A 24,394-nucleotide genomic window follows, 5' to 3' on the forward strand; every position below is an offset into this window, starting at 1 on the left:
GTTAGATAGCCGGTCGCGCGAAACAACGCGACTTCTGGCCGAAGCCGCTTGGCGTACAGATCCACGGTGCGGATCCGTGATAAACCTTGGCACCCGCGCTCACCGGCGCTTTGCCGTTCGCCGCCGAATAGCTATAGACCTTGCTGGTGTGCGGCACCTTGGCAACCACCGTCTTTGCCGGCTTCGCGTTGGATGCGAGAGCCAGGTCATCGACGGCCGCGCAGGAAATCGGCCCTGCCGCCATCAGCATCAGCCCGAAAGCCAGCGCAGTCCTGCGGGCAGCATCCGAAGTCCGTATTCCGGTGACATCAAAGTTCCGCATTGCGCAATCCCCGAACACGGCAGTCCTTTTGCCTGCCTTCAGCTCCAATGTCTAGCCCGTATCGGTTGAGCGAAGCTTGCGTTGCGATTTTATAATCAAATCCAATATAGTTAAGCAGGATTAAACACGCTTATCTCAACTGTATTATAAGAGTAATCAATTCGAAATAGTCAATGCTTTTCATGTTGACGGGACAGCAAACCGCCATATCATCAACCACAGATAGACTTGAATTGGCAAGTGAAGAGTAAATCGACTTTGGTAAGGCAAGTATTTATCTATTCCGCTTCGGAGTAATTCTGGAGACTGAAGGAGAGTTACTAGAATATAGGGATCAGCGTTTGTGATCCTACTGGGAAGGAGTTTGTAATGCGTAGTTTCGTTCCCAACGAAATCTGTTCCGGTTATGATCGTCTATCTGGCCGGACACCCAAGAAAGTGCTCGTCAATGGAGGTGCGGGGTTCCTCGGTTCCCACCTGTGCGAGCGGCTTCTCAAGGGCGGCCACGAGGTTATCTGTCTGGATAATTTCTCCACCGGCCGCCGATCCAACGTCCACCATCTCCGGCCATTTTCGCGGTTCCGCATCATCGAGCACGATGTTCGCAGTCCGTTTGACGTGGACGCGGCGCTGATTTTCAATTTCGCGTCCCCGGCTTCTCCGCCGGATTATCAACGCGATCCGGTCGGAACCCTGCTCACCAACGTGCTTGGCGCCGTCAATGCGCTTGACCTGGCACGGCGCAACGGAGCGACGATCGTGCAGTCCTCAACTTCCGAGGTCTATGGCGATCCGGAGCATAGCCCGCAGCGCGAGAGCTACTGCGGCAACGTCAATCCGGTAGGTCCGCGTGCCTGCTATGATGAGGGAAAGCGCAGCGCCGAGACGCTGTTCTTCGACTATCATCGAACCTACGGCGTCGATATCCGGGTCGGCCGGATATTCAACACCTATGGGCCGCGCATGCGACCGGATGATGGCCGCGTGGTGTCGAACTTCATCGTCCAGGCCCTGCAGAACAAGAACATCACTATTTACGGCGATGGCTCGCAGACCCGTTCCTTCTGCTACGTCGACGATCTGATCGAAGGTTTTCTTCGTTTCGCGGCGGCCGGGAAAAAATGCACCGGACCGATCAATCTCGGCAATCCCGCCGAGATCCCGGTGCGTCAGCTCGCCGAAATGATCCGCGAGATGACGAATTCGCGCTCGCGCATCGTTCATTTACCGCGTGTCACCGACGACCCCAAGCAGCGGCGGCCGGACATTACGAAGGCGCAGGCGAAACTTGGCTGGCAGCCGCGTATTCCGCTGGAAATGGGTCTTGGAAGGACGATCGATTATTTCGAGGCGCGTCTTTCCGAGGCAAGGGTAGTGGAGGCTGTATGAGATGTCTCCCTACATCATCGTCACGGGTGGCGCCGGCTTCATCGGCAGCCATATCTGCAAGGCGCTCGCCGGCGCGGGAATCACGCCGGTCGCATATGACAACCTCTCGACCGGCCATCAGGACGCGGTTCGCTGGGGACCGCTGATCGATGCCGATATCGCCGATGCCGGTTCCCTGAAAAAGGCGCTCGCCCGCTTCGAGCCCACGTGCCTCATCCATTGCGCGGCAAATGCCTATGTCGGCGAGTCCGTCGCAGATCCACGCAAATACTATCGCAACAATGTTTCCGGCAGCCTTGCGCTCTTGGAAGCATGCTTGGACCAGAACCTCGATCGCATTGTCTTCTCGAGCAGCTGCGCGACCTATGGCATTCCGGCGGCATTGCCGATCCGCGAGGAGATGGTTCAGCTGCCGGTCAATCCCTACGGGCGAACAAAACTGATCTTCGAAATGGCCCTGGAGGATTATGCCGCCGCCTATGGCCTTCGTTTCGTGTCGCTGCGCTATTTCAACGCCGCCGGAGCCGATCCGCAGGGCGATCTCGCCGAGCGTCACGAACCGGAAACCCATCTCATTCCGCGGGCCTTGCTTGCGGCTGCGCACCGTCTTCCGTGCCTGGAGGTTTTTGGCTCGGACTATGAGACCGAGGACGGCACCTGTGTTCGCGATTACATCCATGTCAGCGATCTTGCGCAGGCCCATCTTGCCGCTGTCGATTACCTCGCAAGCGGCGGCGAGACCTTGCGCGTCAACCTCGGCTCCGGCCATGGCACCTCCGTCGGCGAGATCTTGAGCGCAATCCAGCGCATCACCGGGCAGGAGGTTCCTGTTCGCTACGACTGCCGTCGTGCAGGCGACCCACCGGTGCTGTTTGCCGATACGGCACGGGCGCGGGCGGTTCTTGGCTTTACGCCGCAGTTCTCCGACATCGATACGATCATTCGTACGGCGAGCCCGAGCTTCGGTCTGGAGGTACGGGCATGAACGTGGCGCCATTCGTGACCAGACAGCCAAGGGCGACGGTGGCGGTTCGTGCTGCCAGGCCGGATGCGCTCGAGCCCGTCTTTGCAGGCTGGAGCCGTGCCGTCTACTGGTTCGGCGTTGCCTGCTGGCTCGCCGCGCTCGCCTATTTCTGGACGTGGTGGCTGCAGCCCGCCCACGTGATCTCAAAGTCCGCATTCATCGGTATCACGGCGACCGTTGGCTGGGTCACGCTGATCCCGGCCTATTTCATCTTCATCTTCGTCAACGCAAAGCGGATGAAACCTTCGGCAGCCGTTCCCGCGGGTCGCATCGCGATGGTGGTCACCAAGGCACCGTCCGAGCCTTTCGACGTGGTGCGGAAGACATTGCTCGCGATGCTCAATCAGAAAGGCGTCGAGTTCGACATCTGGCTTGCCGATGAGGATCCGGCGGAAGAGACGAAGCTCTGGTGCGCCCGGCATGGCATCTTCATTTCGACACGCAAGGGCGTCGCCGCCTATCACCGGACAGTATGGCCGCGCCGGACGCGCTGCAAGGAAGGCAACCTTGCCTATTTTTACGATCGCTACGGCTATGATCGCTATGATTTCGTGGCGCAGTTCGATGCCGACCACGTGCCTGAGCCGACCTATCTGCAGGAGGTCATGAAGCCCTTTGCCGATCCGCGTGTCGGCTATGTCTCGGCTCCCAGCATCTGCGATGCGAATGGCGCCGGCAGCTGGGCCGCAAGAGGCCGGCTCTATGCCGAGGCAAGCCTGCACGGTTCGCTTCAGGCGGGCTATAACGGCGGCTGGGCGCCGCTGTGCATCGGCTCGCATTATGCCGTGCGCACCGCAGCTCTGCGTCAGATCGGCGGTCTCGGGCCGGAACTTGCGGAAGATCACTCGACGACGCTGATGATGAATGCCGGCGGTTGGCGCGGTGTGCATGCGCTCGATGCGATCGCCCATGGCGATGGCCCGGCGACGTTTGCCGATCTCGTCGTCCAGGAATTCCAGTGGTCGCGGAGCCTGGTGACGATCCTGCTTCAATATTCGCGCACCTATGTGCCGAAGCTGCCGCTGAAGCTGAAGTTCCAGTTCCTGTTCTCGCAGGCCTGGTATCCGCTGTTTTCGGCCTTCATGGCGCTGATGTTCGCCCTGCCGGTCGTGGCGTTGCTGACAGGCCATGTTTTCGTCGGCGTCACCTATCCGGAATTTCTGCTGCATTTTGCGCCGCTGTCGCTGGTGCTGATCGGGCTTGCCCTCTTCTGGAGGCGCAGCGGAACCTTCCGGCCAAGCGACGCGAAGCTTTTCGGCTGGGAAGGCATCGCCTTCGTTCTCCTGCGCTGGCCGTGGTCGCTTGCAGGAAGCCTTGCTGCGCTGCGCGATCACATCTCCGGCTCCTTTGTCGATTTCCGCATCACGCCGAAGGGAGCGCAAGCGCAGAGGACGCTGCCGCCGGTTGTTCTGCTTCCCTACGTGCTGCTGGCGGGTATTTCCCTTGCAGCGATGGTTCTCGCGCCTTCCGAAAGCACTGCCCGCGGCTTCTATATCTTCGCCGGTATCAACGCCGTCATCTATGCCGCGCTGACTATCCTGATCGTCGCACGTCACGCAGGCGAGAACGGCTTGCCGCTTCTGACGCGCTCGCGCGGTCTGAGGATCGTGGCGGCCAGCGCGCTGGCGCTTCTTGTCGCGGGCAGCGGCGAAATCCGCCTGCACGGCCTGAGTGGTCTCGAAGCGCTATCGCATGGCCAGGGCATCGTCAGTTTCACGGAAGCTAAGTTCGCAGTCGCAGGCGCCGGTCTCGGTGGCGGCAAGACGAGGATCGTCAAATTCCGGTTCAAGTGGAATGGGTTCCGGCAGCAGGCTGCTGTCGCAGGATCAGAGAGAGTGAAGCCGAGCGCGTAGAGTCAAAGCCATGTCGGCGGGTGCGATTCGGTTGAAGGAGGGTGCAATGAGAATAGGAACAAGAACAAATGGCGCGGCGGCTGCCGTCCTCAGCCTGGCCCTTTGTTTGCCGGGCGCGGCAGCGGGGGCCGAAGCGAAGACGGGGCCTGTGCCGCTCAGCGCCTACGAACTTTACCAGCTCTATCGCAACAAGACCTGGACCTGGGGCGCCGGTGGCGGCCGCTTCATGGACGAGGGCCGTCGCTTCGTCGCCTGGACGAATGACGGCGGCAAGCAATGGGTGGCCGAGGGCCGGTGGGCCGTCGACGATCTCGGGCAGATGTGCATGCGCGCTACCTGGACGAACGAAGAAGGCCCGGCCCGCGCCAGCACCTGTTTCGGTCATCGCAAGATCGGCAAGGTGATTTATCAGAAGCGTCAGCCGGACGGCAATTGGTACATCTTCCGCCACGCCTCGGCGCGCGCGGGCGATGAATATCTGAAGCTCGTGCGGGCGGACACCGTCAGCGCCAGTGCGGATGCCTACAGGCAGAAGCTGATGGCTCGGAGGTAAGAGGACAAGCCATGAAGAAGCTGAGAGAACGAATAGTCTCGGCCACCGCGATCGCGTTGCTGCTGTCTATCGCCGCCGATCCGGCAAGGCCGAGCCTGGCGCAGGAGGTGGCGGGCGTTCCCGCATCGCCCGGCCAGACGATCGTCGACAAGCGCCCCGTCCTGCATGCCACTGGCATCAAGTTCGGTGCCTATGACCCGCACGGCGATTTCACGTCGCAGCAAGGTGTTGCGACCGAACACCTGTTCCTGCCGTGGGAAGACGTCGATCTTGAAACGCTGAAAGTTGCGGACGCCTATGCGCAGGCGAGGCGACGCAATCTGCTGATCACGATCGAACCCTGGTCATGGGATGTCGACTGGCGTTTGACCTCCGCTGAACTGCGGCAGAAGGTCCTGCGCGGCGATTACGACGCCAACATGCGTGCCATCGCTCGGATGATTACCGAGCTCAAGAGCCCGGTCATCGTCCGCTGGGGACAGGAAATGGAGGACAGGGACAGCCGGTTTTCCTGGGCGGGCTGGAACCCGCGCGATTATGTCACCGCATACCGGCGGATGATGGATATCGTGCGCGCCGAGGCACCGGCGGCGGAAATGATGTGGTCCCCAAAGGGGCTCGACGGGCTCGATCCCTACTATCCTGGTGACGACTATGTCGACCTCGTTGGCCTCTCCGTCTTCGGCCTGGAACCCTACGACGCGCTCGCCTATGGTGGTCCCCGTGATTTCCGTCAGGCACTGACGGACGGCTACCGGCGCGTCTTGGGATACGGGAAGCCCATCTGGGTGGCCGAACTCGGCTATGAAGGGAAGGACGCCTACATGCGGCCGTGGATCGACACCGTGACCTTGAAGCACAGCGATTTTCCAAAATTGGAAGAAGTCGTCTATTTCAACGACCGCGACGTCCATGCCTGGCCTTTCAATCTCGGCCGTCCGAACTGGAGGGTCATCAAGGGCGACGAGACGAATTAAGCGTCGTCGAGCACGAGCAGTGGATGGCTAGCCCGGATTTCTCACGATTGCATCGGGCTAGCAAAGGCCAGGAGTAGTGGATTATAAGCGAGCTCTCGACCCCGATCTCCTGATAGGCCCACGCGACATGACTGACTCTGGCTCGGTGATCGACTGGCTTCTCGACTCCGACCCATCGATCCGATGGCAGGTGATGCGCGACCTGATTGACGCCCCGGAGCCGGAGTGGGCGGCGGAGCGGGCCAAGGTGGAGACCGAGGGCTGGGGAGCCAGGCTTCTCTCTTACCAGGACGAGGATGGGCAATGGGCGGGCGGCTCCTTCGTCCCAGCCGATTTTGATCCTTGCGAGTGGCAGGAGCGTGGTCAGCCGTGGACAGCCACGACATTTTCGTTGTCGCAACTCCGGGAGTTTGGTCTCGATCCCGCCTCGGACCGGGCCAAACGAACTGTCGAATTGATCGGCGCCAATTCGCGTTGGGATGAGGGCGGCCAGCCCTACTGGGAGGGCGAGGTCGAGGAGTGCATCAACGGCCGGACCGTTGCCGATGGCGCCTATTTTGGGGCTGACGTCTCGTCCATTGTCGACAGGCTGGTAGGCGAGCGTCTCGCTGACGGCGGCTGGAACTGCGAGAGGCTCAAGGGCTCAGTCCGCTCGTCGTTTGCCAGCACGATCAACGTGCTGGAAGGGCTCCTGGAGTACGAGAAAGTCGCCGGTACGCCTGAATCTCAAAAGGCGCGTAGGTCGGGCGAGGAGTATCTCCTAGAGCGCAACCTCTTCCGTCGTCTCGGCACGGGTGAGCCGGCAGACGAGCGGTTTCTGCGCTTCCTGCATCCGAACCGTTGGCGCTACGACGTCTTGCGTGCGCTCGACTATTTCCGCTTCTCTGCGATGTTGACCGGCGCTGATCCCGATCCGCGACTTGGCGAGGCTATCGGCCACGTTCGTTCCAGACGCCTGGAGAACGGCACCTGGCCCCTCGACTGGAGCCTGACGGGGCGGGTATGGTTCGAGGTCGATGACGGGCAGGGCCAGCCCTCGCGATGGGTGACCCTCCGGGCGATGCGAGTGCTTAGATGGTGGGAGAGTTAGCCGATCGGGAAATCCCCACCAGGCCTACGAAGGTTCCACCAAGGGTGAGAGAGTGAGGTTGCCCGTTTCGCTGGAGCACAGCGCCTAGGGCAGAAGGGCCAAAAAACGAAAACGGCGCCAAAGCGGCGCCGTTTTTGATGGATCACGCTTGCCGCGATTAGCGGAACGAGCGGGATGCGATGTTGCGGATCTCGTAGCGGCTGATGCCGATGTCGGAGAGCGTCTGGTTCGAAAGGCTGCCCAGCTCGTTGAGCGTGCGGCGGTAGCTAATCCAGCTCTTGGCAATGCGGATCGGGTTCATTGTCGTCTTCCTCGGAAGGTTGCTTCGCGGGCGGCGCCATCGCCGTCTTTGCGGATGACATTGATATAGTGGTTCCCGGTCGTATTGTGCAGTGCAAAGAAACGGCATCTGCTATGCGTTTGTGCACTGTGATGCACGATAAATGCGCAGGAGTTATTTTTTAAGCGGCAAAAGGGAGGGCGATTTTCATCGCAACTACTACGAAAGTGTAAATTTGAACAAAAGAAAACGCCCGTTGCCGAAGCACCGGGCGTTTTTGAAAGGAGATCAGCTTGGGAGGACGCTGATCGCCTGAATTAGCGGGCAGAAGCCTCGCGAGCGACGCGATGGATGTCCGAGCGGTCGATGCCGAGGTCGTGCAATTCGCGGTTGGTCATGCGGCCGAGTTCGGTAACCGTCTGACGGTACTTGCGCCAGTTGTTGAAAGAGCGTGAGAAGTTCATTTTAATCCCCTTTCCTAGGGTTCGCCATCTGCCAGCTGCTGCCCATCAGCGCTGGCTTCCGTTTGATGACCAGAATATATGTTGCGCCGCGAAGAACTAACAGAGACAAGATTTCATTCCACCTATGCATTCGATGCAAGTCTCTAGCTGAAAAACATGTGATTTCGCCGTTCTTTGGTCAATGAATAGGCAGAATGACTTTTCGCGGGCATGGGCTTTGGGTTGGCTGCTCAAATTGCCGGCGTCCGGGCCTAGCTGCCGATGTGGTCGCTTTCAAAATGAAATCGGCGCCGATCTCGCCCTTCGAGACAGCTTGGTTCCGGCAAAGAGCTGGCGGCTTCCCAAATGGCCGGATCCAGGCGCTCCTGCAGCTTGGTCGAGCCGTTGGCGAAGTCCCTGAAAACCAGCAGGCTAATCGTTTTATGTCGCGAATACCAAAACGCCCACCGGGGGAGGATCCGGTGGGCGTCATGTTGGTGACTGACAACTGGGAGGAGGAGTGTTGTCAGTCTATCGGAGGGCGCTGGGAGGAGGAGTGCGCTGCTCCGAATTCCGTTGCGGACATCATATCCACAGGCGTTCCGGTAAACCGGGACGGGCTGCCACGCCCGCGCTTCTTGATAATCAATATAGTATGACTAATGATTATTTTGCAGTGCAATATTATCATGGTGGCCATGCGCTTCACGCATGGCTTATCTGAAAGAATCAATATTAGCCTATTGCTGTTAATAGCCGGTTAAGTCCGTGCCAAGTTCGCACAGTGAAGTATCTTGAACGGCTTAGGGTCCGGGAGATTGCGAAAGACGCTGCGCCATCTATAAGATTGATCGGGAAAGCCGCTGGAGACGGCACGGAGGCAGCAATGTATCGGGGACGGTTGGAGCGGGATCTGTCGCTCTGGGTGGAAAAGGGTCTGCTGCCCGAGGCGACGGCGGAATCGCTGCTTGTCGAATATGACAGCCGGCCGGCGAGCTTCAGCCTCGGCAACGTGCTGATGGTGCTCGCCGCGATCCTGCTCGCGGCTGCAGTTCTGTTGCTCGTCGCCTCCAACTGGGAGGCGATCCCGCGGCTGGTCCGCGTCGGCGCGATCCTCGCCCTGATCTGGGCTGTTTATATCGGCGCGGCGCTGCTGTTTGCCCGCGGGGCTTCGGCGGCTGCCAGCGGCCTGCTCGTCATCGGCGCCCTGAGCTTCGGCGGTGCGATTTCCCTCGTCGGCCAGATGTATCATCTGTCGGGCGACGAGCAGACGGTCATGTATCTCTGGTTCGCGGTTGCGGCTGTGTCTGCAGCCCTTTTCCGCTCAGGCGCCGCGACCGCTATATCAGGCTTCCTGTCCTGGGCTTCATTCGCGGTCTATCTTTCGAATTACGACTCGCGGTGGGTCGGCTTCGATCCCTGGGCGCCGCCGATCATGGCATTGATCGTTGTGGCATTGGTGCGCTTCACGGGCGCTCATCGCGCACGGCATCTTGCCTATCTGCTCGTCGTGGGCTGGCTCACATGGCTCTATGCGTTGCACGAAGATATCCGGGTGGCGATTGCCTTCGTGCTCTGCGGCATGGCGGCGTTCGTAGCCGTCAGCCTGCCGCCGCTGCGTGGCTCTGCGTTTATAAGGAGTGCGGGTGCTGCGCCGGCATTTTATGCATTCCTGGTGGCGGCGGTCGGATTGCTGTTGCTCAACATAGAGCTCGATGAAGGCTGGCCGCTCGTTCTGGTTGGTATCGCGACGCTCGCAATGGCCGTGCTTGCGATCGCATTGCAGGGTCGAGACAACGGCGCCGTGCGCTATCTTGCCTACGCCACCTTTGCCGCCGAGGTTTTCTATCTTGCTTCCGTCACAGTCGGGTCCATCCTCGGAACCTCAAGCCTCTTTCTTCTGTCCGGTCTGCTGGTGGCGATCGTCGCCTGGGTGGTGATCCGCCTCGAGAGACGTTTCGGTGCAAGAACGGAGGTGACGGAATGAACGCGCTGTCTTCGAAGCGTCGATCGGTGAGGGGTTACCTGATCGCGGCCGTCATTGCCGCCGCCCTTCAGACCATCATTCTGGGCTATATCATCGAAAGCCGCGCGGCGATCCTGCGCAGTGGCGCCGCAGTCCTGCTGAAGACGACACCTGTTGATCCGCGTGATTTTCTGCGTGGCGACTACGTCGTGCTGAATTACGAGATTTCGTCGGTGCCGGCACAAACGGTGATCGGCGAACTCCCCACCGTACCGGGCGAGCAGGCGCTCTGGGTCCGCTTGAAAAAGCAGCCGGACGGGTTCTGGGCAATCGCCGAATCGTCGTTCATGCCGCTTCCCGAGCAGCCTGAAAGCGTCGTGCTCAAGAGCCGTCCTTTTTACAGCTACGGTGTGCGCGCGACTGATACGATCCGCGCCGAATACGGCATCGAGCGCTACTATGTGCCGGAAGGCCAGGGCAAACCGCTGGAGGAGGCCCGCCAGGACGGCAGCGTTTCGATCGCAGCCCGCGTATCGAACGATGGGTCGGCGCAGATCCGCAACCTGCTCGTGGACGGCAAGCCCGCATACGAGGAGCCGCTTTACTGACTTTGGCGAAATGACGGGAGAGGGTCTTGGAGGCCATAAAATCCCTGTCATTTGGCCTTCATTTTTCCTTTGCCTCCACCAAATCGGGTGTTATAGAGACGCGCGCTCCGGAAGGCCTCATGTCCAGGCATATGCATGCGGTTTTGCGAACGCGGGTATGGTGAAATTGGTAGACACGCCAGATTTAGGTTCTGGTGCCGCAAGGCGTGGGAGTTCAAGTCTCTCTACCCGCACCAAAGCTGGCTTGCAGGCGGGGAGACCGGATAGGTCGCCCCCAATTACCCGGCAGGATGGCGCCGTCCCCCTTCGGGCGGGATGCAATGGAATCTGAGAAAAGCCACGCGCGGCAAATTTTTCCGGCGTCGTGCTCATCGAAACGAAACGGCGTCTGGGCACGGCCGCCACGAAATGAAGGTAGGAAGACATGCAGGTTATCGAAACGCTCGCTGAAGGGCTGAAGCGCGAAATCAAGGTCGTTATCCCGGCCAAGGACATGGAAAGCAAGATGAACGAGCGCCTTGCCGACGTAAAGGACAAGGTGCGCATCAATGGTTTCCGTCCCGGCAAGGTTCCGGTCGCCCACCTCAAGAAGGTCTACGGCAAGTCGATCATGGCCGATCTCGTCAATGAGATCGTTCGCGAACAGCCGACCCAGATCCTTTCCGGCCGTGGCGAAAAGTCCGCCACGCAGCCGGAAGTCGCGATGACGGAAGACAAGGACGAGGCTGACAAGATCCTCGCCGCTGAGCAGGATTTCGAATTCACGCTCTCCTATGAAGTTCTGCCGCCGATCGAGCTGAAGTCCGTCAAGGGAATCAAGATCACCCGCGAAGTCGTTGATATTTCTGACGAAGAGGTCAACGAGCAGGTTCTTAAAGTCGCTGAAAGCGCCCGTTCCTACGAAACCAAGAAGGGCAAGGCCGCTGATGGCGACCGCGTCACGATGGATTACGTCGGCAAGGTCGACGGCGAAGCCTTCGAAGGCGGCACCGATCAGGGCGCTGAACTCGTCCTCGGCTCCGGCCGCTTCATTCCGGGCTTTGAAGATCAGCTCGCCGGCGTCAAGGCTGGCGACGAGAAGACCATCACCGTGACCTTCCCGGCCGACTATCCGGCCAAGAACCTCGCCGGCAAGGAAGCCACTTTCGACGTCACCGTCAAGGAGGTTGCTGCTCCGGCCGACGTGGAAATCAACGACGAACTGGCAAAGAAACTCGGCCTCGAATCCGCCGATCGCCTGAAGGAAATCGTCCGCGGCCAGATCGAATCGCAGTACGGCTCGCTGACCCGCCAGAAGGTTAAGCGCCAGATCCTCGACCAGCTCGATGAGATGTACAAGTTCGAGACCCCGAAGTCGCTTGTTGAAGCCGAATACAACGGTATCTGGAGCCAGGTGAACAACGACCTCGCTCAGTCCGGCAAGACTTTCGAGGACGAAGACACGACGGAAGAGAAGGCCAAGGAAGAATACAAGACGCTCGCAGAGCGCCGCGTCCGCCTCGGCCTCGTCCTCTCGGAAATCGGCGAAAAGGCCGGCGTCGAAGTGAGCGAAGACGAAATGCAGCGCGCAATCTACGAGCAGCTGCGCCAGTATCCGGGCCAGGAAAAGCAGATCCTCGAGTTCTTCCGCAGCCAGCCGGGTGCCGCCGCTTCGATCCGTGCACCGATCTTCGAAGAAAAGGTCATCGACCATCTGCTGACCGAGATCGACGTCACGGACAAGAAGGTCACCAAGGAAGAGCTGCTCGCCGACGAAGAGGGCGAAGGCTCCGAGAAGACCAAGAAGGCCGCGCCGAAGAAGAAGGCAGCCGCCAAGGCCGAAGCTTCTGAAGGCGAGGAGGCAGATGCTCCGAAGAAGAAGGCCGCTCCGAAGAAGAAGGCCTCCGAAGGCGACGCCGAGTAATCGGCTTTTCCGGTTCAATACTTCAAGGCCCTGCCGGTTCGGCGGGGCCTTTTTCTTTGGCGCAATGCGGGTGCTATGCTGCGGCACTCGCCAAAATGAGGCGGATTAGTCTAGAGTTCCGACTTGATGTCGCCCATGCGGTTCCAGGCGTCGAGGCCGGCGATCTTGTAGGCTTCGGCAAGCGTCGGATAGTTGAAGGTATTCTCGACGAAGTATTCGACGGTGCCTTTGAGATTGAGTACTGCCTGGCCGATATGCACCAGTTCGGTGGCCCCTTCGCCGACGATGTGGACGCCCAGCAGACGGCGGGTCTTCAGCGAGAAGATCATCTTCAGGAGACCGGTGTCGAGGCCCATGATGTGGCCGCGCGAAGTCTCGCGGAAGCGGGCGATGCCGCATTCATAGGGAATGCCGCGTTCATTGACCTCTTCTTCCGAAAGGCCGCAGGTCGAAATTTCCGGTACGGCGTAGATGCCGTAAGGGAAGTATTTCGGAGGCTCCTTGGCGATCGCGCCGACGGCGACGCGGGCGGCGATGCGGCCCTGCTCCATCGACGTCGAGGCGAGGCTCGGAAAGCCGACCACGTCGCCGGCGGCATAGATGTTCGGCACCGAGGTCTGGAAGGTTTCCGGATTGACCTTCAGGCGGCCGCGGCTGTCGGCCTCGAGGCCGGCGGCGGCAAGGTTGAGCGCGTCCGTCGCCCCCATGCGCCCGGCGGCGAAGAGCACCATGTCCGTCGTCAGGTGGCGGCCATTGTCGAGCGTCAGCGCGACTCTGCCGTTGTCGAGCGTCTCCACCTTGTCCGCCTTCTGGCCGAGCAGCAATTTCATGTTGCGGTCACGGAGCTGGTAGGTGAAATCCTCGATGATCTCCTTGTCGATGAAATCGAGCATGGTCGACTTGGGATCGAGGACGGTCACAGCCGTATCGAGGGCGCTGAAGATCGTCGCATATTCGATGCCGATGACGCCTGCGCCGATAACGACCATCGAACGCGGCAATTCCTCGATATCGAGCAGTTCGTCGCTGTCGATCACCGTCTTGCCGTCGAAGGGCATGTATTCCGGGCGGAAGGGCTTGGTGCCGACGGCAAGCAGGATGCTGGCGCAGCTGACCTGCATGGTCTCGCCGTCGTCCTTGATCACCTGCAGCGTTGAGGGATCGATGAAGCTCGCCCTGCCGCGGATATGCTGGACGCGGTTGCGCGCGAACTGGTGCTCGAGCACCTCGACTTCATGGTCGAGCGTGATCAGCAGGCGGCGGCGCAGATCCTCGGCACTGATCTCTTCCTTGACCCGATAGGCGCGACCATAGAAGCCGCGCTCGCGCCAGCCGGAGAGGTTGAGTGCCGTCTCGCGGATTGTCTTGGATGGGATGGTGCCGGTATGCACCGAGACGCCGCCGACGCGCTTGCCCTGTTCGATGACCAGGACCTTCTTGCCGAGCTTCGCAGCCTGGATGGCGCCGCGCCGCCCTGCCGGACCGCTGCCCACAACAACAAGATCGTACTGAAACATGGCTTGGCCCCGGAAATAGGAAATTGGAATCATATTTTGCAGCGCAAAATGTCGCTCATTCACCGGTAGCTGGTCAATGTTACAGTTTCTATTCCGGCGACGTCACGAGTTCAAAAAGCCAAACATCGGCTCCAGCTTTTCGAAAGTCCGGTCCATCGCATAGGCGCCGATGAAGAACAAGGAAAGGTGCCCGTAGGTCAGCGAGATCTGCGATTCGGCCGCGATCTCGCCGAGCTTTGCGACGCCGGCTACATAGATGGCCGAGGCAAGCCCAGTACGGTCGGCGCCGGCCCGACAATGGATGAGCAGCGGCTTCGGGGCGGACGCCATGATCGCCATGAGCCGGCTTCCTTCCTCGATCGTCAACTCCTTGGAGGCCGACATGCGGAAATCGATGTGGTTGAGGTTGAGGCTCTTCGCTGTCGCCACTTCATCGTCATACCAGGCCTTGCCGTTCTCGTTACCGCGCAGGTTCAGCACCGTCTTGATGCCATAGTCCTTCGCCAATTCCTTGAGTTCGTCCGGAGATGGCTGGGAAGCGCGATAGACTTCGCCCGCCACGACCGCGTGAACATTGTTGGAAAGCTGCAGGTAGCCGAGATAGAGTCCGATGACGGCCGGTGTTATCAGGGCGAGCCGCGCGATCGATTTGTATGTCAGGGGAACATGGAAACGATCGGTCAGTAGGGCCATAGTTGGGGTCCAGTTGGCGTGAAAGCCTGCTAGAGAATGCTATGATGGCTTTTTCATGCCTCCATCTTTGGAAAATCGCAAATGTCAGATCAGCCGGATGCCCTTGAGCTCGCATGGCTGTCCTTGCCGATGATGATGTGGTCGTGGACGGTGACGCCGAGCGGCTTCGCCGTTTCGATGATCGTCTTCGTCATATCGATATCGGCGCGCGACGGCGTCGGATCGCCGGATGGATGGTTGTGGACGAGAATGATGGCCGTCGCCGAGAGTTCATGAGCGCGTTTGACGAGCTCGCGCGGATAGACCGGCGTATAGTCTACCGTTCCGCGGCTCTGGTCCTCCTCGGCGATCAGCGCATTCCGTTTATCGAGGAACAGGATGTTCGCGCCTCATGCGCCATGGCGGCGTGGCAATACTCGATCACCGCGGTGACCGTGATAGTGCTCTTCCTTCGAAGAGCCGGGGGGCAGGACGGTCTGTTTGCCGAGTGCGGGTTTTGCGAATCGGCGCTCGTCAGCGGGCGAATGGTGGTCTACGTCGAAAGGCAGTTCACCGTTCGGGAGGAAGAGAGGACCTTTGCCATTGCGTTCACCCGTTGAGCGGCAGGCCTGGCCGGTCGAGGCCGCCGGGCGAAAGCGTGAAGATCTCGCAGCCGCTGGCCGTAACACCGACGGTGTGTTCGTATTGCGCCGATAGCGACCGGTCGCGGGTCACCGCCGTCCAGCCGTCGGCCAACACCTTCACATGCGGACGGCCGAGATTGATCATCGGCTCGATCGTAAAGATCATGCCTTCGCGCAGTTCCGGACCCTCGTTTGCGCGGCCGTAATGCAGGATATTCGGCGAATCGTGGAACAGGCGGCCGACGCCATGGCCACAGAAATCGCGGACGACCGAGCAGCGCTCGCTTTCCGCATGGGTCTGGATCGCTTCGCCGATCGCGCCAGTGCGTGCGCCGGCGCGGACGGCGGCAATGCCGCGCATCAGCGCTTCATGCGTGACTTCGAGAAGTCGTTCGGCGGCACGCTTGATCTGCCCGACCGGATACATGCGGCTGGAATCGCCGTGCCAGCCGTCGAGCACGAAGGTGACGTCGATATTGACGATATCGCCTTCGCGCAGCGGCTTTGCATCCGGAATGCCGTGGCAGACGACATGGTTGATCGAAGTGCAGGTCGATTTGGTATAGCCGCGATAATTGAGCGTCGCCGGATAGGCGCCGTTGTCCATCCCGAATTCGAAGACGAACCGGTCGATCGCATCGGTGGGCAGCCCCGGCCTGACGATCGCGGCAAGCTCATCGAGGCAGCGGGCGGTCAGCTGGCATGCCTTGCGCATGCCCTCGAACGCCTCGGGGCCGTAGAGCCTTATGGCACCGGTATTCTTCGACGGCGCGGAGGAAGCTTCGATATAATTCACCATTGGAGGGCCTTAGCAGAAATTGTCTTCATCGTTCATAATGCAGCTATGCCGCGTTCGTCCATCGTGTTCAACTGCGGCCACGAGATTTGTCTCACTTTGATACGGTGCACCGGCACGCCTTTCCGTTCACGCTGTGGAATCGACCCGTGTTTTGCCTTTGTATTTCAACTCGGACGAGGCGCGGGAAATTGCCGCGTTGAGATGAAACTATATGGCGCTTCCCAGCGCCCCGTTCGACGGTTTTTATCCCCATCTTAGGCGCCTCTGCTCGGATACCGGCACCTTGGGGCGCAAACCCTGGGAGTTGACGATCAGCTTCACCCTGAGGTTGCGATTTCGTGGGGCGTAGCCTCGAAGGGCGAGGGCAGGTGTGGTGGCGTGGCGCCCGGCTGCGGACCGAACTGGATCGGCTATCCCGAGGGACTATTTTCATCGGTGGCAAGCAGATACCATTGAGAAATGGGAGAAGAGAATGGAACTCGTGACCCACAGGAAATTCAAAAGCGGCTTGTTGATGCCGTGGGGAAAGGGGACGGTCGTGAGCGGAGCCAGGGGATTCGTCTACCTTTCCGGAAACACGGCGACCGCCGAGGATTATGATCCGGCCGGCAGGAAGGGAGGGGGCTTCGTTGGCGATGCAGCGGCGCAGTGGCGCGCAATCCTCACGAACATCAAAGCGGACTTGGAGGAACTCGGCAGCGCGCTCGAATATCTCATTCGGCTGACCTTCTTCGTTAAGGGGCCATTTCCCGATGGCGGCGTTCTGAGCTCTCCGAATTTTCGCCTGGACGTGATGGACGACTTTTTCGCCGGGCACTGCCCAAAGCACTGCAGCTATAACAACCCGCCACCCTCGGAGGTGATCGGCGTTGCGGCGCTTGCGCAACCCGACGTCCTTGTTGAGATTGTTGCAGTCGCGGCGCTGGCGGACAAGCCGTCATGAGCGAAACGCGACGCAAGCTGACGACCATCTTCTGCGCCGACGTGCAGGACTATACGCGCCTGATGGGGGCGGACGAGGAGGGCACGCTGGCGATGCTGAAGCGGCATCGCGATGCGATGTCGCGGCTCATCGGCTCGCATGGCGGGCGGGTGATCAATACCTGGGGCGACGGATTGATCGCCGAATTCCCGAGCGTCGTCGAGGCCGTGCGCGCGGCCGTCGACGTTCAGAACGAGCTCGCCGGCCTGAACGCTGCGCGGCCGGCGGACGGGCGCATGCTATTCCGGATCGGCATCAATCTCGGCGACGTGATCGTCGAAGGCGACGATCTCTATGGCGACGGCGTCAATATCGCCGCGCGGCTCCAGGCGTCTGCCCCTGCCGGCGGGATCGTGATCTCGAACACCGTCTACGACCAGGTCCGCAACAAGGTGGCCGTCGGGTTCGATTTTCTCGGGCCTTTGGTGGTGAAGAATGTCACGGAACCCGTGCCAAGCTATGCCGTGCGCATCGGCGAAGGCATGGAGAGCACGCCGCAGCCGGCGGCTGCAGCGAACCGTCCAGAGGCCCCGGCAGCGACCGATCGGCCGCTCGGCACGAAGGCTCGCAGGATGTTCGGTCTGCTCGCCTTGTTGAGCGCTGTTCTGGTCGTCATCAATCTTCTCTCCTGGCGGGGCGTCTTCTGGGCGGCATGGCCGCTTCTCGCCTTTGCTGTTCTCTCGGCCATGATATGGGTGCGGCGCCAGAACCATGTCGACCGGGGCATTGCCGCCCTCGGCGTCGCCGGGCTTGGCATGATTGCTATCAACCTTCTGTCGTGGCACGGGATATTCTGGGCGATATGGCCGCTTCTGGGGCTGGCCGCCGCTGCCGCCATTCGATGGGTGATGCGCAGCTGACCCAAGAGTGTATTGGCCGTGCCTGCGGAGCGTTGCCGTGTTCCCGAATTGCGTATCTTGCGCGGTATTCAGTTGATCGACGAAAAGGCATGATGACAGAAAAACTAGATCAGCTCCGGAACATCATTCTCAGCGAGTATCCGGACTTGGCTGCATCGACGTTCGAACTCGCGCCGGTAGGCTGGGATTCGATTGCCGTCGATGTGGATGACCGGCTGATCTTCAAGTTTCCCCGCCATGAGGTCGCGCAAAAGGCGCTTGTGAGGGAAGCCGCGCTGCTTGCCGTTGTCCGGCCCAGGGTCTCAATGGCCGTCCCCGACCTGCGCATTTTCGAGAAAAGTGGGTCGCTGTTTTCCCTGCACGAGAAGCTGAAGGGCGAACATTTGCTCACGGCCGAATATGACAAGCTGCCGAAGGATGCGCGGCAGCGCCTTGGCGATGATCTGGGCCAGTTTTACGCCGAGCTTCACCGGCTCGACAGCGAGCGGATGGCGGACGCCGGCGCCGCGCCAGTCGGCGCATGGCAAAGCCCCGCAACAGTTCGCGAGAAAGCCGTGCCGGCGCTTCCCTCCGAGCTTCGTTCCGTGGCGGAGGATATCATCGCGGGTTTCGAGCGACTTCCGCCCGATCCGCACGGACAGACCTACGGCTTTTTCGACGGCCATGGATGGAACATGGCATTCGACCATGCGCGCAGCCGCCTCAACGGCATCTACGATTTCGCCGATTCCGGCTTCGGTCCGGTCCACCAGGAGTTCATCTATTCGAACCTCATATCGCCGGATCTCACAGAGCGGATCGTGGCTGCTTATGAGAGAACATCGGGCCTGACGCTCGACCTGCGCCGCATCGAAATCCTCACCGGCTTTCACCGGTTGTCGGAACTGGCGGAGCTTCCGGAGGATTGCCGGCACACGCCGGCCATGACCTACCATGCCGTGGCATGGCTCGAGGACGTGTCAGGCAGCGGGTTCACTGCGAGCTAGTGTGCGGGAGAGGCGGCGGCGACGATGTCAGTCAACGGACCCAAAGAACCGGGCCGCGATGCTGGCGACTTCGTCGTGAATGGACCGCCGGTCGACGCCGTCGGCATCCGTAAAAATGTCCGGTGCGAGTTTCCTCCCTTGCGGCGTCGGTTCCGGCACAAAGACGTAATGGTCGATTCCGCCTTTCAGAATATCCAGCCAAGCGCCCGGTAGATGGCTGTGCAGCCAGCCGCAGCACTCCTCCGCAGGTGCAATGGTGTCCGCATCGCCGCCGATAATTCGAACCGGCTTTGTGACCCGCTTCAGGCTCTCGGCCAAAAAGCCCAACACCGAGCGGCCCGGCGCAAGGACAAGGGCAGCATCAAATCGAGGGTCGCTGTAGTCCTTCGATCTACGATCCCACGACGCGCGAAAGACCTCGCTGCGCTCCAGCAAGGGAGCTATGTGGTCCGCCAGATCGGGAAACTCCCTCGGTCCGCGACGCGGGCCTTTGATCGGGTTTGCAGATTCAAACTGGGAGTAAGCCACGCGTGCGCCCATCAACAACATCGCCGTGTAGGCACCGGCGGAAAAACCGGCAACGAATGCACGAGCGCTGACCGTTCCGCCCAGTTGCCTTCGCCAGCCGTGATCGTCGAGCATTGCACGTAGGTCGCTTGCCCGTTCCCAAAGGCAGAGGAAGCCTTCCGGCCTATAGGGTTCGGCACCGGTGTGGCCGTGGTGATTGACCGCAAGGGCAACGAAGCCCCGCTGTGCTAGGCGATGGGCCAGCCATTCAAGACCGGCGGCAACTCCCCCGCTACCATGAGAGAGGAGCACGAGGGGACGAGGCGTCGTTGCCGGCTTAAGAGCCGCATCAGGCGCAACGGGCTCCATCTGAAACCAGGATGGGTCAGATACGGGCAACTCGATTGCGGCATCATCTGCAGGATACCAAGCCACCCAGGAAAGTGGCCGGGGGCCGGTACCGGCCCAATTCGTCCTGTTCTCATCAAAGCAGAGGCCTTCCGCGAAGCCGACCGGCATATGATTGCTCCAAATTCAGGAAGCGATATGGCTCAGCTTTGTTTCGAAAACAGCGACGCGAGGCTTGGGCGCGGAGAGGGCGGATTTTTCAGGCGCGGTACGACGACGAGGCGCTTGACTTCGCCGCGCTTGAAGGCGGCGAGGAAGCGGCGGTAGTCCTTGAACGAGATGCAGCCGTTGGAATCGCCGCGCTTGCCGAGCAGATAGGTGTGGGCGAGCAGGCCGACGCGTCCGTGGATCTTCTGCGGGCCGCCGACGGGATGGAGGCGGATCGCCTCGACGCCGTGGAACAGGGCTTCGCGCATGGCAAGGTCATAGGTGTGCGGTGGTGTTGGCCCGCGCATTTTCTTGTCGGCATAGCGCGGCTTGTCGCGCATGGCGCCGAGGCCGGAATGGGCTTCGAGCTTTTCGCCGTTCGGCAGATAGACGACGCTGGCCTCGATATCGTAGATCGCCACGCCATTGCGGGCGCTCGGCATCAACGCCGGCTTGGCGAATGCCGGCATCTCCTCGTCGTCATCCTCCGTTTTCGCATAGGCAAGGGCCGGTTCGGCGTCGCGCGCGTCGATCTTCGGCTTGCCGGGGCGTGCCATCGGCAGCGGAATGTCCGTGCCAGGTGCCAGAACGAGGCCGAAAGGTTCGTCAGGCGTTGCCGTTTTGGCGGAAGCGGTTTCGAAGGGAGCGGCGGCGGGTATCGGCTGGGCGGAAGGGAGCGTTGTCGCAAGCGCGAGGCTTGACGCCGGTTCAACGGGCTTGGCGGAGGCGGTCTGGATCGAATAGTCGGGTGCCGGAAGGGCAGCAGGTGCTGTGACCGCCGGAACGGGTGCGGCGCTTGCAAGCACCAGCGCCTGCTGTTTCAGGGCGGAAGCCATCTCGGCGCCGTTGTTGCGCTTTGCGAGCAGCGACAGGCCGCGGCGCTGCATGAGAGTGACCATAGCCTTGGGGGATTTCGGCGTAGCCTCGGCGACCATGCGGTCCGAAACCGTCGTCTGGCCGGGCAGGCGCGAGAACTTGCTGACACGGATCAGGGGATGCGAGCGAGTGGCTGCAGGCGAAACTGGCTTTTGAGCGATTGCGACATCGGCGATCATGGCGGCGGCCGGTGGCTGCGGCGTGGCGGAGGTGTGCATTGCCGCGATCGACGCGATGATCCAGGCCGACGCAGCGACTGCGATACCAATTGCGGCGGCTCCGGAGATGAGCCGGTAGGGTCTGGCCGAGCGAAAAAAAGCCCAGCCGAAAGGGTTGACGCTTTCACGCGCCTCAACAGCAAACGCCATACTACTCGGTTTCCCAACGCGTCACATTACCGGCGGCTTACGCGGAACGCCCCTTGCCGGAGCCGGTAATGAAGCAAGAGGGCCAAATTGAGGCTCGCTGCGACTTGCCGACTGTCCGGAAGCATGACGCACTATGGTAACTAATTCCTTTACGGGATGATCGGCGCTCGCCGAAATGGCACGGGCGATCACTCGCTGTCGGCTAGGTGCCTTCGATTTAGAATATTAGCAATACGTGTAATTCGTTCCATCTTCTGCTATGGTTCGGCCGTGACTGATGGCTCAATTTGGGGGGAACCAATGTCTTCATTAGATGATATGGCCAAGAGCGAAGTCTCTCCGGCGCTGCTGGTTGATGCCATGTTCGCATTCCAAAAGACGGCTGCGATCAAAGCGGCAATAGAACTCGATCTGTTCACGATGATCGGCAGCGAAGCCCGCACCGCCGGATCGCTCGCCGCTGAAGCAGGGAGTGCCGAACGCGGATTGCGCATTCTCTGCGACTTTCTGGTTATTGCCGGTTTCCTGATGAAGAGCGGCGAAAGCTATGCACTGACACCCTCAAGCCAAGTGTTCCTTGATCGGCGTTCGCCGGCTTTCATGGGCACTGCGATCGAGTTTCTGGCCTCGCCGGAGATGCTGACTCTGTTCCTGGACGACCCGGCTGCTTGCGTGCGCAACGGAGGTGCGGTCGGTCTGGCGAACGTGGCGCCGGACAATCCCGTTTGGGTGAGATTTGCGCGGGCCATGGGTATGTTCACCGGCGCCAGCGCTCAAGGATTGGCATCGGAAGTCGCCGGATGGCCGAAGCCGCCGGCCAAGGTGCTGGACGTTGCCGCAGGCCCTGGGCGCTTCGGGATCGAGATCGCGAAGGTGGCGTCATCGGCCAGGATCGTCGCTCTGGATTGGAAACCGGTCCTTGCCGTGACCGAGGAGAATGCAAGGAATGCAGATGTGGCTGACCGTTTCAGTTTCTTGCCGGGCAGCGCTTTCGATGTGGACTGGGGCACGGGTTACGACCTGGTGCTGCTGCCGAACTTTCTTCATCACTTCGACAAGGACGGCTGCGTCACGCTTTTGAAGAAGGCACGGGCGAGCCTGGTGCCGGAGGGCCGGGTTGCTGTCGTCGAGTTCGTCCCGAACGAGGACCGGGTGTCTCCCGAATTCCCCGCCGCTTTTGCCTGGGTGATGCTGGCCACGACGCCAACGGGCGACGCCTATACGGAGCGGGAGCTTGCCGATATGGCAAGGCTTGCCGGTTTCAGCACCGCCGCGAGCAAGCCGCTGCCGCCGACGCCGGCAAGCCTGATGTTCTTTAAGTGATATTTTACCGGGCCGCGCGCGATATCGGGTTCAGGCCCGCGCCATGACATAGCTGCCCGGTGCTTCCTCGATGGCGTTGAGCGCCGTGCCGCCGGGTTTGCGCGCGGGCACGCGTTTGGCATCCTTGGCTTCGATCCAGGCCTGCCAGTGCGGCCACCAAGAGCCCGGATTTTCCTCGGCCTTGGCAAGCCAGGTGTCGTAATCGCCCCTGGTCGGGCCGCCGGTCCAGAACTGGTACTTCTTCTTGTCGGGCGGGTTGACGACGCCGGCGATGTGGCCGGAGCCAGCCAGCACGAAATCGACTTTTCCGCCGAAGAACCGGCTGCCGAGGAAGACGGAATTCGCAGGAGCGATATGGTCTTCGCGGGTCGCGAGATTGTAGACCGGGATCTTCACGTCCTTCAGCGACACGGTCTTGCCGTCGAGCATCATCTCGCCAGCGGTGAGCGCGTTCCTGAGATAGCAGTTACGCAGGTAGAAGGCGTGGTTGGCGGCCGCCATGCGGGTGGAATCGGCATTCCAGAAAAGCAGGTCGAAGGGCATCGGCATTTCGCCCTTCAGATAGTTGTTGACGAAATAGGGCCAGATCAGTTCGGAGGCGCGCAGCATGTTGAAAGCCGTCGCCATCTTCGAGCCGTCGAGATAGCCGGTTGCCTGCATATGCGCCTCGAGCGCTTCCAGCTGTTCCTCGTCGACGAAGACCTTGAGGTCTCCCGCATGGGCGAAATCGACCTGTGTGGTGAATAGCGTCGCGGTCTTGATGCGCTTGTTTTTCTCCTTGGCGTGCAGCGCCAATGTTGCCGCAAGCAGCGTGCCGCCGACGCAGTAGCCGACGCTATTCACGTCCTTTTCGTCCGTCGCCTTCTCGATCGTTTCCAGCGCGAAATCGATGCCCTCGCGGGCATAGGCCGTCCAGTCCTTCCCGGCATGGCGGGCATCGGGGTTCACCCAGGAGATGACGAAGACCGTATGGCCCTGGTCGACGCACCATTTGATGAAGGATTTCTGCGGGTTGAGATCGAGAATGTAGAATTTGTTGATCCACGGCGGGCAGATGAGGAGGGGGCGCTTCAGCACCGTATCCGTGGACGCTTCGTACTGGATGATCTGGCAGATGTCGTTCTGGGCGATCACCTTGCCGGGGGTCAGCGCCATGTCCCGGCCGACCGCGAATTTGGTCATGTCGGTCTGACGCATTTTCAGGTCTCCGCCGCCCGCCGCGATGTCCTCGGCCAGCATCTTCATGCCGCGCACCAGGTTTTCGCCGCTCGTCGCAATTGTTTCGCGGTAGAGCTGCGGGTTGGTTACGACGAAGTTAGCCGGTGAAAGGGCGGCGGTGATCTGCTTCACGTAGAAGCTCGCCTTGTGTTTCGTGTGCTCGTCGAGCCCTTCGGTCTGGGCGACGATTTTCTCTGCCCAGTCGGCGGTGGTGAAATAGACCTGGCGCAGGAAATCGAAGAAGGGGTTCTTCTGCCAGTCGGCATCGGAAAAGCGCTTGTCCTTGCGCTCCGGCTCGGGTTCCGGGTCCTCGCCCTGCAAGCGTTGCATCGAGCGCATCCAGACGCCGAAATAGCTGCTCATCAGCTGGGTTTGCGCCTCGAACGTCCGGCGCGGGTCGGACATCCAGTATTCGGTGACCTTGGAGAGCGTCTTGACCATGTCGGTCATTGGCGCGGCGAGCCGGTCGTTGATTTCCCCGCTCTCACGCGGCGCAAGCCAGGCGGAGGCCGCCTTGCCGAGGTTTTCCAGCGCGCGGGCAATGTTCACCGCCATCGCCTCCGGATCCTTCAACAGGTAGGGATCAAGATTCGGTTCGAAGCCCGGGGTTTTCGTCTTTCCGGTATCTTTCTGCTTGCTGTCGGTCACGTATCTCCTCCGGCGGCAGCAATCCTCGTGC

Annotated in this window: 22 protein-coding genes, 1 tRNA gene and 1 pseudogene; 14 read left to right on the forward strand and 10 right to left on the reverse strand. The window is 60.7% G+C overall.

Going from position 1 to position 24,394, the window contains the following annotated elements:
* Window position 1 precedes the first annotated feature (1 nt).
* Window positions 2-322, reverse strand: coding sequence for a hypothetical protein (locus BN1800_RS16380; RefSeq protein WP_086999434.1), 321 nt, complete (start codon window positions 320-322; stop codon window positions 2-4).
* A gap of 369 nt (window positions 323-691) precedes the next feature.
* On the opposite strand from BN1800_RS16380, the gene BN1800_RS16385 reads away from it, so the two are divergent.
* The 6 genes from BN1800_RS16385 to BN1800_RS16410 all read left to right on the forward strand — a co-directional run bounded on the left by BN1800_RS16385 (window position 692) and on the right by BN1800_RS16410 (window position 7,208).
* On the forward strand, window positions 692-1,711 hold the full coding sequence (locus tag BN1800_RS16385) for a UDP-glucuronic acid decarboxylase family protein (protein ID WP_027509327.1): 1,020 nt from the start codon (window positions 692-694) through the stop codon (window positions 1,709-1,711).
* 1 nt (window position 1,712) lies between these two features.
* Window positions 1,713-2,696 (forward strand): UDP-glucose 4-epimerase GalE, encoded by a 984-nt coding sequence (galE, locus tag BN1800_RS16390; RefSeq protein ID WP_086999436.1) that lies wholly within the window; start codon window positions 1,713-1,715, stop codon window positions 2,694-2,696.
* On the forward strand, window positions 2,693-4,588 hold the full coding sequence (locus BN1800_RS16395) for a glycosyltransferase family 2 protein (protein WP_086999438.1): 1,896 nt from the start codon (window positions 2,693-2,695) through the stop codon (window positions 4,586-4,588). Before galE ends, BN1800_RS16395 begins: the two co-directional genes overlap by 4 nt.
* Window positions 4,589-4,634: 46 nt before the next feature.
* Window positions 4,635-5,141 (forward strand): DUF995 domain-containing protein, encoded by a 507-nt coding sequence (locus tag BN1800_RS16400; protein ID WP_086999440.1) that lies wholly within the window; start codon window positions 4,635-4,637, stop codon window positions 5,139-5,141.
* 11 nt (window positions 5,142-5,152) lie between these two features.
* On the forward strand, window positions 5,153-6,118 hold the full coding sequence (locus BN1800_RS16405; protein WP_086999443.1) for a glycoside hydrolase family 26 protein: 966 nt from the start codon (window positions 5,153-5,155) through the stop codon (window positions 6,116-6,118).
* A gap of 127 nt (window positions 6,119-6,245) precedes the next feature.
* Window positions 6,246-7,208 carry a hypothetical protein gene (locus tag BN1800_RS16410; protein ID WP_027509330.1) on the forward strand — a complete coding sequence of 321 codons (963 nt, stop codon included), beginning with the start codon at window positions 6,246-6,248 and terminating at the stop codon, window positions 7,206-7,208.
* A gap of 157 nt (window positions 7,209-7,365) precedes the next feature.
* Here the strand turns inward: BN1800_RS16410 and BN1800_RS43915 are convergent, their stop codons facing one another.
* Window positions 7,366-7,509, reverse strand: a complete 144-nt coding sequence (locus BN1800_RS43915; RefSeq protein WP_084606424.1) for a DUF1127 domain-containing protein — start codon at window positions 7,507-7,509, stop codon at window positions 7,366-7,368.
* 296 nt (window positions 7,510-7,805) lie between these two features.
* On the reverse strand, window positions 7,806-7,952 hold the full coding sequence (locus BN1800_RS16420) for a DUF1127 domain-containing protein (protein ID WP_003558908.1): 147 nt from the start codon (window positions 7,950-7,952) through the stop codon (window positions 7,806-7,808).
* Between the two features lie 865 nt (window positions 7,953-8,817).
* On the opposite strand from BN1800_RS16420, the gene BN1800_RS16430 reads away from it, so the two are divergent.
* The 4 genes from BN1800_RS16430 (at window position 8,818) to tig (ending at window position 12,408) form a co-directional block, all read left to right on the forward strand.
* Entirely contained in the window at window positions 8,818-9,918 is a 1,101-nt protein-coding gene (locus tag BN1800_RS16430; RefSeq protein ID WP_086999447.1) for a DUF2157 domain-containing protein, read from the forward strand.
* Complete coding sequence (locus BN1800_RS16435) at window positions 9,915-10,505, forward strand: GDYXXLXY domain-containing protein (protein WP_027509332.1); 591 nt, start codon at window positions 9,915-9,917, stop codon at window positions 10,503-10,505. Before BN1800_RS16430 ends, BN1800_RS16435 begins: the two co-directional genes overlap by 4 nt.
* Before the next feature lie 151 nt (window positions 10,506-10,656).
* A tRNA-Leu gene (locus tag BN1800_RS16440) sits at window positions 10,657-10,741 on the forward strand.
* A gap of 188 nt (window positions 10,742-10,929) precedes the next feature.
* On the forward strand, window positions 10,930-12,408 hold the full coding sequence (tig, locus tag BN1800_RS16445; RefSeq protein ID WP_086999450.1) for a trigger factor: 1,479 nt from the start codon (window positions 10,930-10,932) through the stop codon (window positions 12,406-12,408).
* Window positions 12,409-12,518: 110 nt separating this feature from the next.
* Here tig and sthA read toward each other — a convergent pair whose 3' ends face one another.
* The 4 genes and pseudogenes from sthA to map form a co-directional block, all read right to left on the reverse strand.
* Window positions 12,519-13,925: a Si-specific NAD(P)(+) transhydrogenase gene (sthA, locus tag BN1800_RS16450; RefSeq protein WP_027509334.1), complete on the reverse strand. Its 1,407-nt coding sequence runs from the start codon at window positions 13,923-13,925 to the stop codon at window positions 12,519-12,521.
* A gap of 102 nt (window positions 13,926-14,027) precedes the next feature.
* Entirely contained in the window at window positions 14,028-14,618 is a 591-nt protein-coding gene (locus tag BN1800_RS16455; RefSeq protein ID WP_086999452.1) for a tyrosine-protein phosphatase, read from the reverse strand.
* A gap of 84 nt (window positions 14,619-14,702) precedes the next feature.
* A pseudogene (locus BN1800_RS16460) lies at window positions 14,703-15,048 on the reverse strand (JAB domain-containing protein); the annotation flags it as partial.
* Between the two features lie 158 nt (window positions 15,049-15,206).
* On the reverse strand, window positions 15,207-16,040 hold the full coding sequence (map, locus tag BN1800_RS16470) for a type I methionyl aminopeptidase (RefSeq protein WP_027509338.1): 834 nt from the start codon (window positions 16,038-16,040) through the stop codon (window positions 15,207-15,209).
* A gap of 472 nt (window positions 16,041-16,512) precedes the next feature.
* On the opposite strand from map, the gene BN1800_RS16475 reads away from it, so the two are divergent.
* From BN1800_RS16475 to BN1800_RS16485, 3 genes are all read left to right on the forward strand, one after another.
* Window positions 16,513-16,983, forward strand: a complete 471-nt coding sequence (locus BN1800_RS16475) for a RidA family protein (RefSeq protein ID WP_086999455.1) — start codon at window positions 16,513-16,515, stop codon at window positions 16,981-16,983.
* The gene (locus tag BN1800_RS16480) at window positions 16,980-17,882 is read left to right on the forward strand and encodes an adenylate/guanylate cyclase domain-containing protein (protein WP_027509340.1); all 903 of its coding nucleotides are present in this window, start codon (window positions 16,980-16,982) and stop codon (window positions 17,880-17,882) included. The genes BN1800_RS16475 and BN1800_RS16480 overlap by 4 nt, the downstream gene beginning before the upstream one ends.
* 92 nt (window positions 17,883-17,974) lie before the next feature.
* On the forward strand, window positions 17,975-18,868 hold the full coding sequence (locus BN1800_RS16485) for a phosphotransferase family protein (protein ID WP_086999519.1): 894 nt from the start codon (window positions 17,975-17,977) through the stop codon (window positions 18,866-18,868).
* Between the two features lie 27 nt (window positions 18,869-18,895).
* Here BN1800_RS16485 and BN1800_RS16490 read toward each other — a convergent pair whose 3' ends face one another.
* On the reverse strand, window positions 18,896-19,894 hold the full coding sequence (locus tag BN1800_RS16490; protein WP_086999457.1) for an alpha/beta hydrolase family protein: 999 nt from the start codon (window positions 19,892-19,894) through the stop codon (window positions 18,896-18,898).
* A 32-nt stretch (window positions 19,895-19,926) separates the two neighbouring features.
* Window positions 19,927-21,174 (reverse strand): DUF2778 domain-containing protein, encoded by a 1,248-nt coding sequence (locus tag BN1800_RS16495; protein ID WP_086999459.1) that lies wholly within the window; start codon window positions 21,172-21,174, stop codon window positions 19,927-19,929.
* 300 nt (window positions 21,175-21,474) lie between these two features.
* Between BN1800_RS16495 and BN1800_RS16500 the strand changes: the two genes are divergently transcribed.
* Complete coding sequence (locus tag BN1800_RS16500; RefSeq protein ID WP_086999461.1) at window positions 21,475-22,497, forward strand: SAM-dependent methyltransferase; 1,023 nt, start codon at window positions 21,475-21,477, stop codon at window positions 22,495-22,497.
* A 30-nt stretch (window positions 22,498-22,527) separates the two neighbouring features.
* Here the strand turns inward: BN1800_RS16500 and phaC are convergent, their stop codons facing one another.
* Window positions 22,528-24,363, reverse strand: a complete 1,836-nt coding sequence (phaC, locus tag BN1800_RS16505) for a class I poly(R)-hydroxyalkanoic acid synthase (RefSeq protein ID WP_037141562.1) — start codon at window positions 24,361-24,363, stop codon at window positions 22,528-22,530.
* Window positions 24,364-24,394: the final 31 nt, after the last annotated feature.

This window comes from Rhizobium sullae, from assembly GCF_900169785.1.
GTDB classification, from domain to species: Bacteria; Pseudomonadota; Alphaproteobacteria; order Rhizobiales; family Rhizobiaceae; genus Rhizobium; species Rhizobium sullae.

Coding starts and splice junctions, on each gene's coding strand:
- BN1800_RS16485 (WP_086999519.1), top strand. CDS start 17,975: ATGACAGAAAAACTAGATCAGCTCCGGAACATCATTCTCAGCGAGTAT.
- BN1800_RS16495 (WP_086999459.1), bottom strand. CDS start 21,174: ATGGCGTTTGCTGTTGAGGCGCGTGAAAGCGTCAACCCTTTCGGCTGG.
- BN1800_RS16395 (WP_086999438.1), top strand. CDS start 2,693: ATGAACGTGGCGCCATTCGTGACCAGACAGCCAAGGGCGACGGTGGCG.
- BN1800_RS16480 (WP_027509340.1), top strand. CDS start 16,980: ATGAGCGAAACGCGACGCAAGCTGACGACCATCTTCTGCGCCGACGTG.
- BN1800_RS16420 (WP_003558908.1), bottom strand. CDS start 7,952: ATGAACTTCTCACGCTCTTTCAACAACTGGCGCAAGTACCGTCAGACG.
- BN1800_RS43915 (WP_084606424.1), bottom strand. CDS start 7,509: ATGAACCCGATCCGCATTGCCAAGAGCTGGATTAGCTACCGCCGCACG.
- map (WP_027509338.1), bottom strand. CDS start 16,040: ATGGTGAATTATATCGAAGCTTCCTCCGCGCCGTCGAAGAATACCGGT.
- BN1800_RS16400 (WP_086999440.1), top strand. CDS start 4,635: ATGAGAATAGGAACAAGAACAAATGGCGCGGCGGCTGCCGTCCTCAGC.
- BN1800_RS16435 (WP_027509332.1), top strand. CDS start 9,915: ATGAACGCGCTGTCTTCGAAGCGTCGATCGGTGAGGGGTTACCTGATC.
- BN1800_RS16500 (WP_086999461.1), top strand. CDS start 21,475: ATGTCTTCATTAGATGATATGGCCAAGAGCGAAGTCTCTCCGGCGCTG.
- BN1800_RS16380 (WP_086999434.1), bottom strand. CDS start 322: ATGCGGAACTTTGATGTCACCGGAATACGGACTTCGGATGCTGCCCGC.
- BN1800_RS16430 (WP_086999447.1), top strand. CDS start 8,818: ATGTATCGGGGACGGTTGGAGCGGGATCTGTCGCTCTGGGTGGAAAAG.
- BN1800_RS16405 (WP_086999443.1), top strand. CDS start 5,153: ATGAAGAAGCTGAGAGAACGAATAGTCTCGGCCACCGCGATCGCGTTG.
- BN1800_RS16410 (WP_027509330.1), top strand. CDS start 6,246: ATGACTGACTCTGGCTCGGTGATCGACTGGCTTCTCGACTCCGACCCA.
- sthA (WP_027509334.1), bottom strand. CDS start 13,925: ATGTTTCAGTACGATCTTGTTGTTGTGGGCAGCGGTCCGGCAGGGCGG.
- BN1800_RS16475 (WP_086999455.1), top strand. CDS start 16,513: ATGGAACTCGTGACCCACAGGAAATTCAAAAGCGGCTTGTTGATGCCG.
- tig (WP_086999450.1), top strand. CDS start 10,930: ATGCAGGTTATCGAAACGCTCGCTGAAGGGCTGAAGCGCGAAATCAAG.
- BN1800_RS16455 (WP_086999452.1), bottom strand. CDS start 14,618: ATGGCCCTACTGACCGATCGTTTCCATGTTCCCCTGACATACAAATCG.
- BN1800_RS16490 (WP_086999457.1), bottom strand. CDS start 19,894: ATGCCGGTCGGCTTCGCGGAAGGCCTCTGCTTTGATGAGAACAGGACG.
- BN1800_RS16385 (WP_027509327.1), top strand. CDS start 692: ATGCGTAGTTTCGTTCCCAACGAAATCTGTTCCGGTTATGATCGTCTA.
- galE (WP_086999436.1), top strand. CDS start 1,713: ATGTCTCCCTACATCATCGTCACGGGTGGCGCCGGCTTCATCGGCAGC.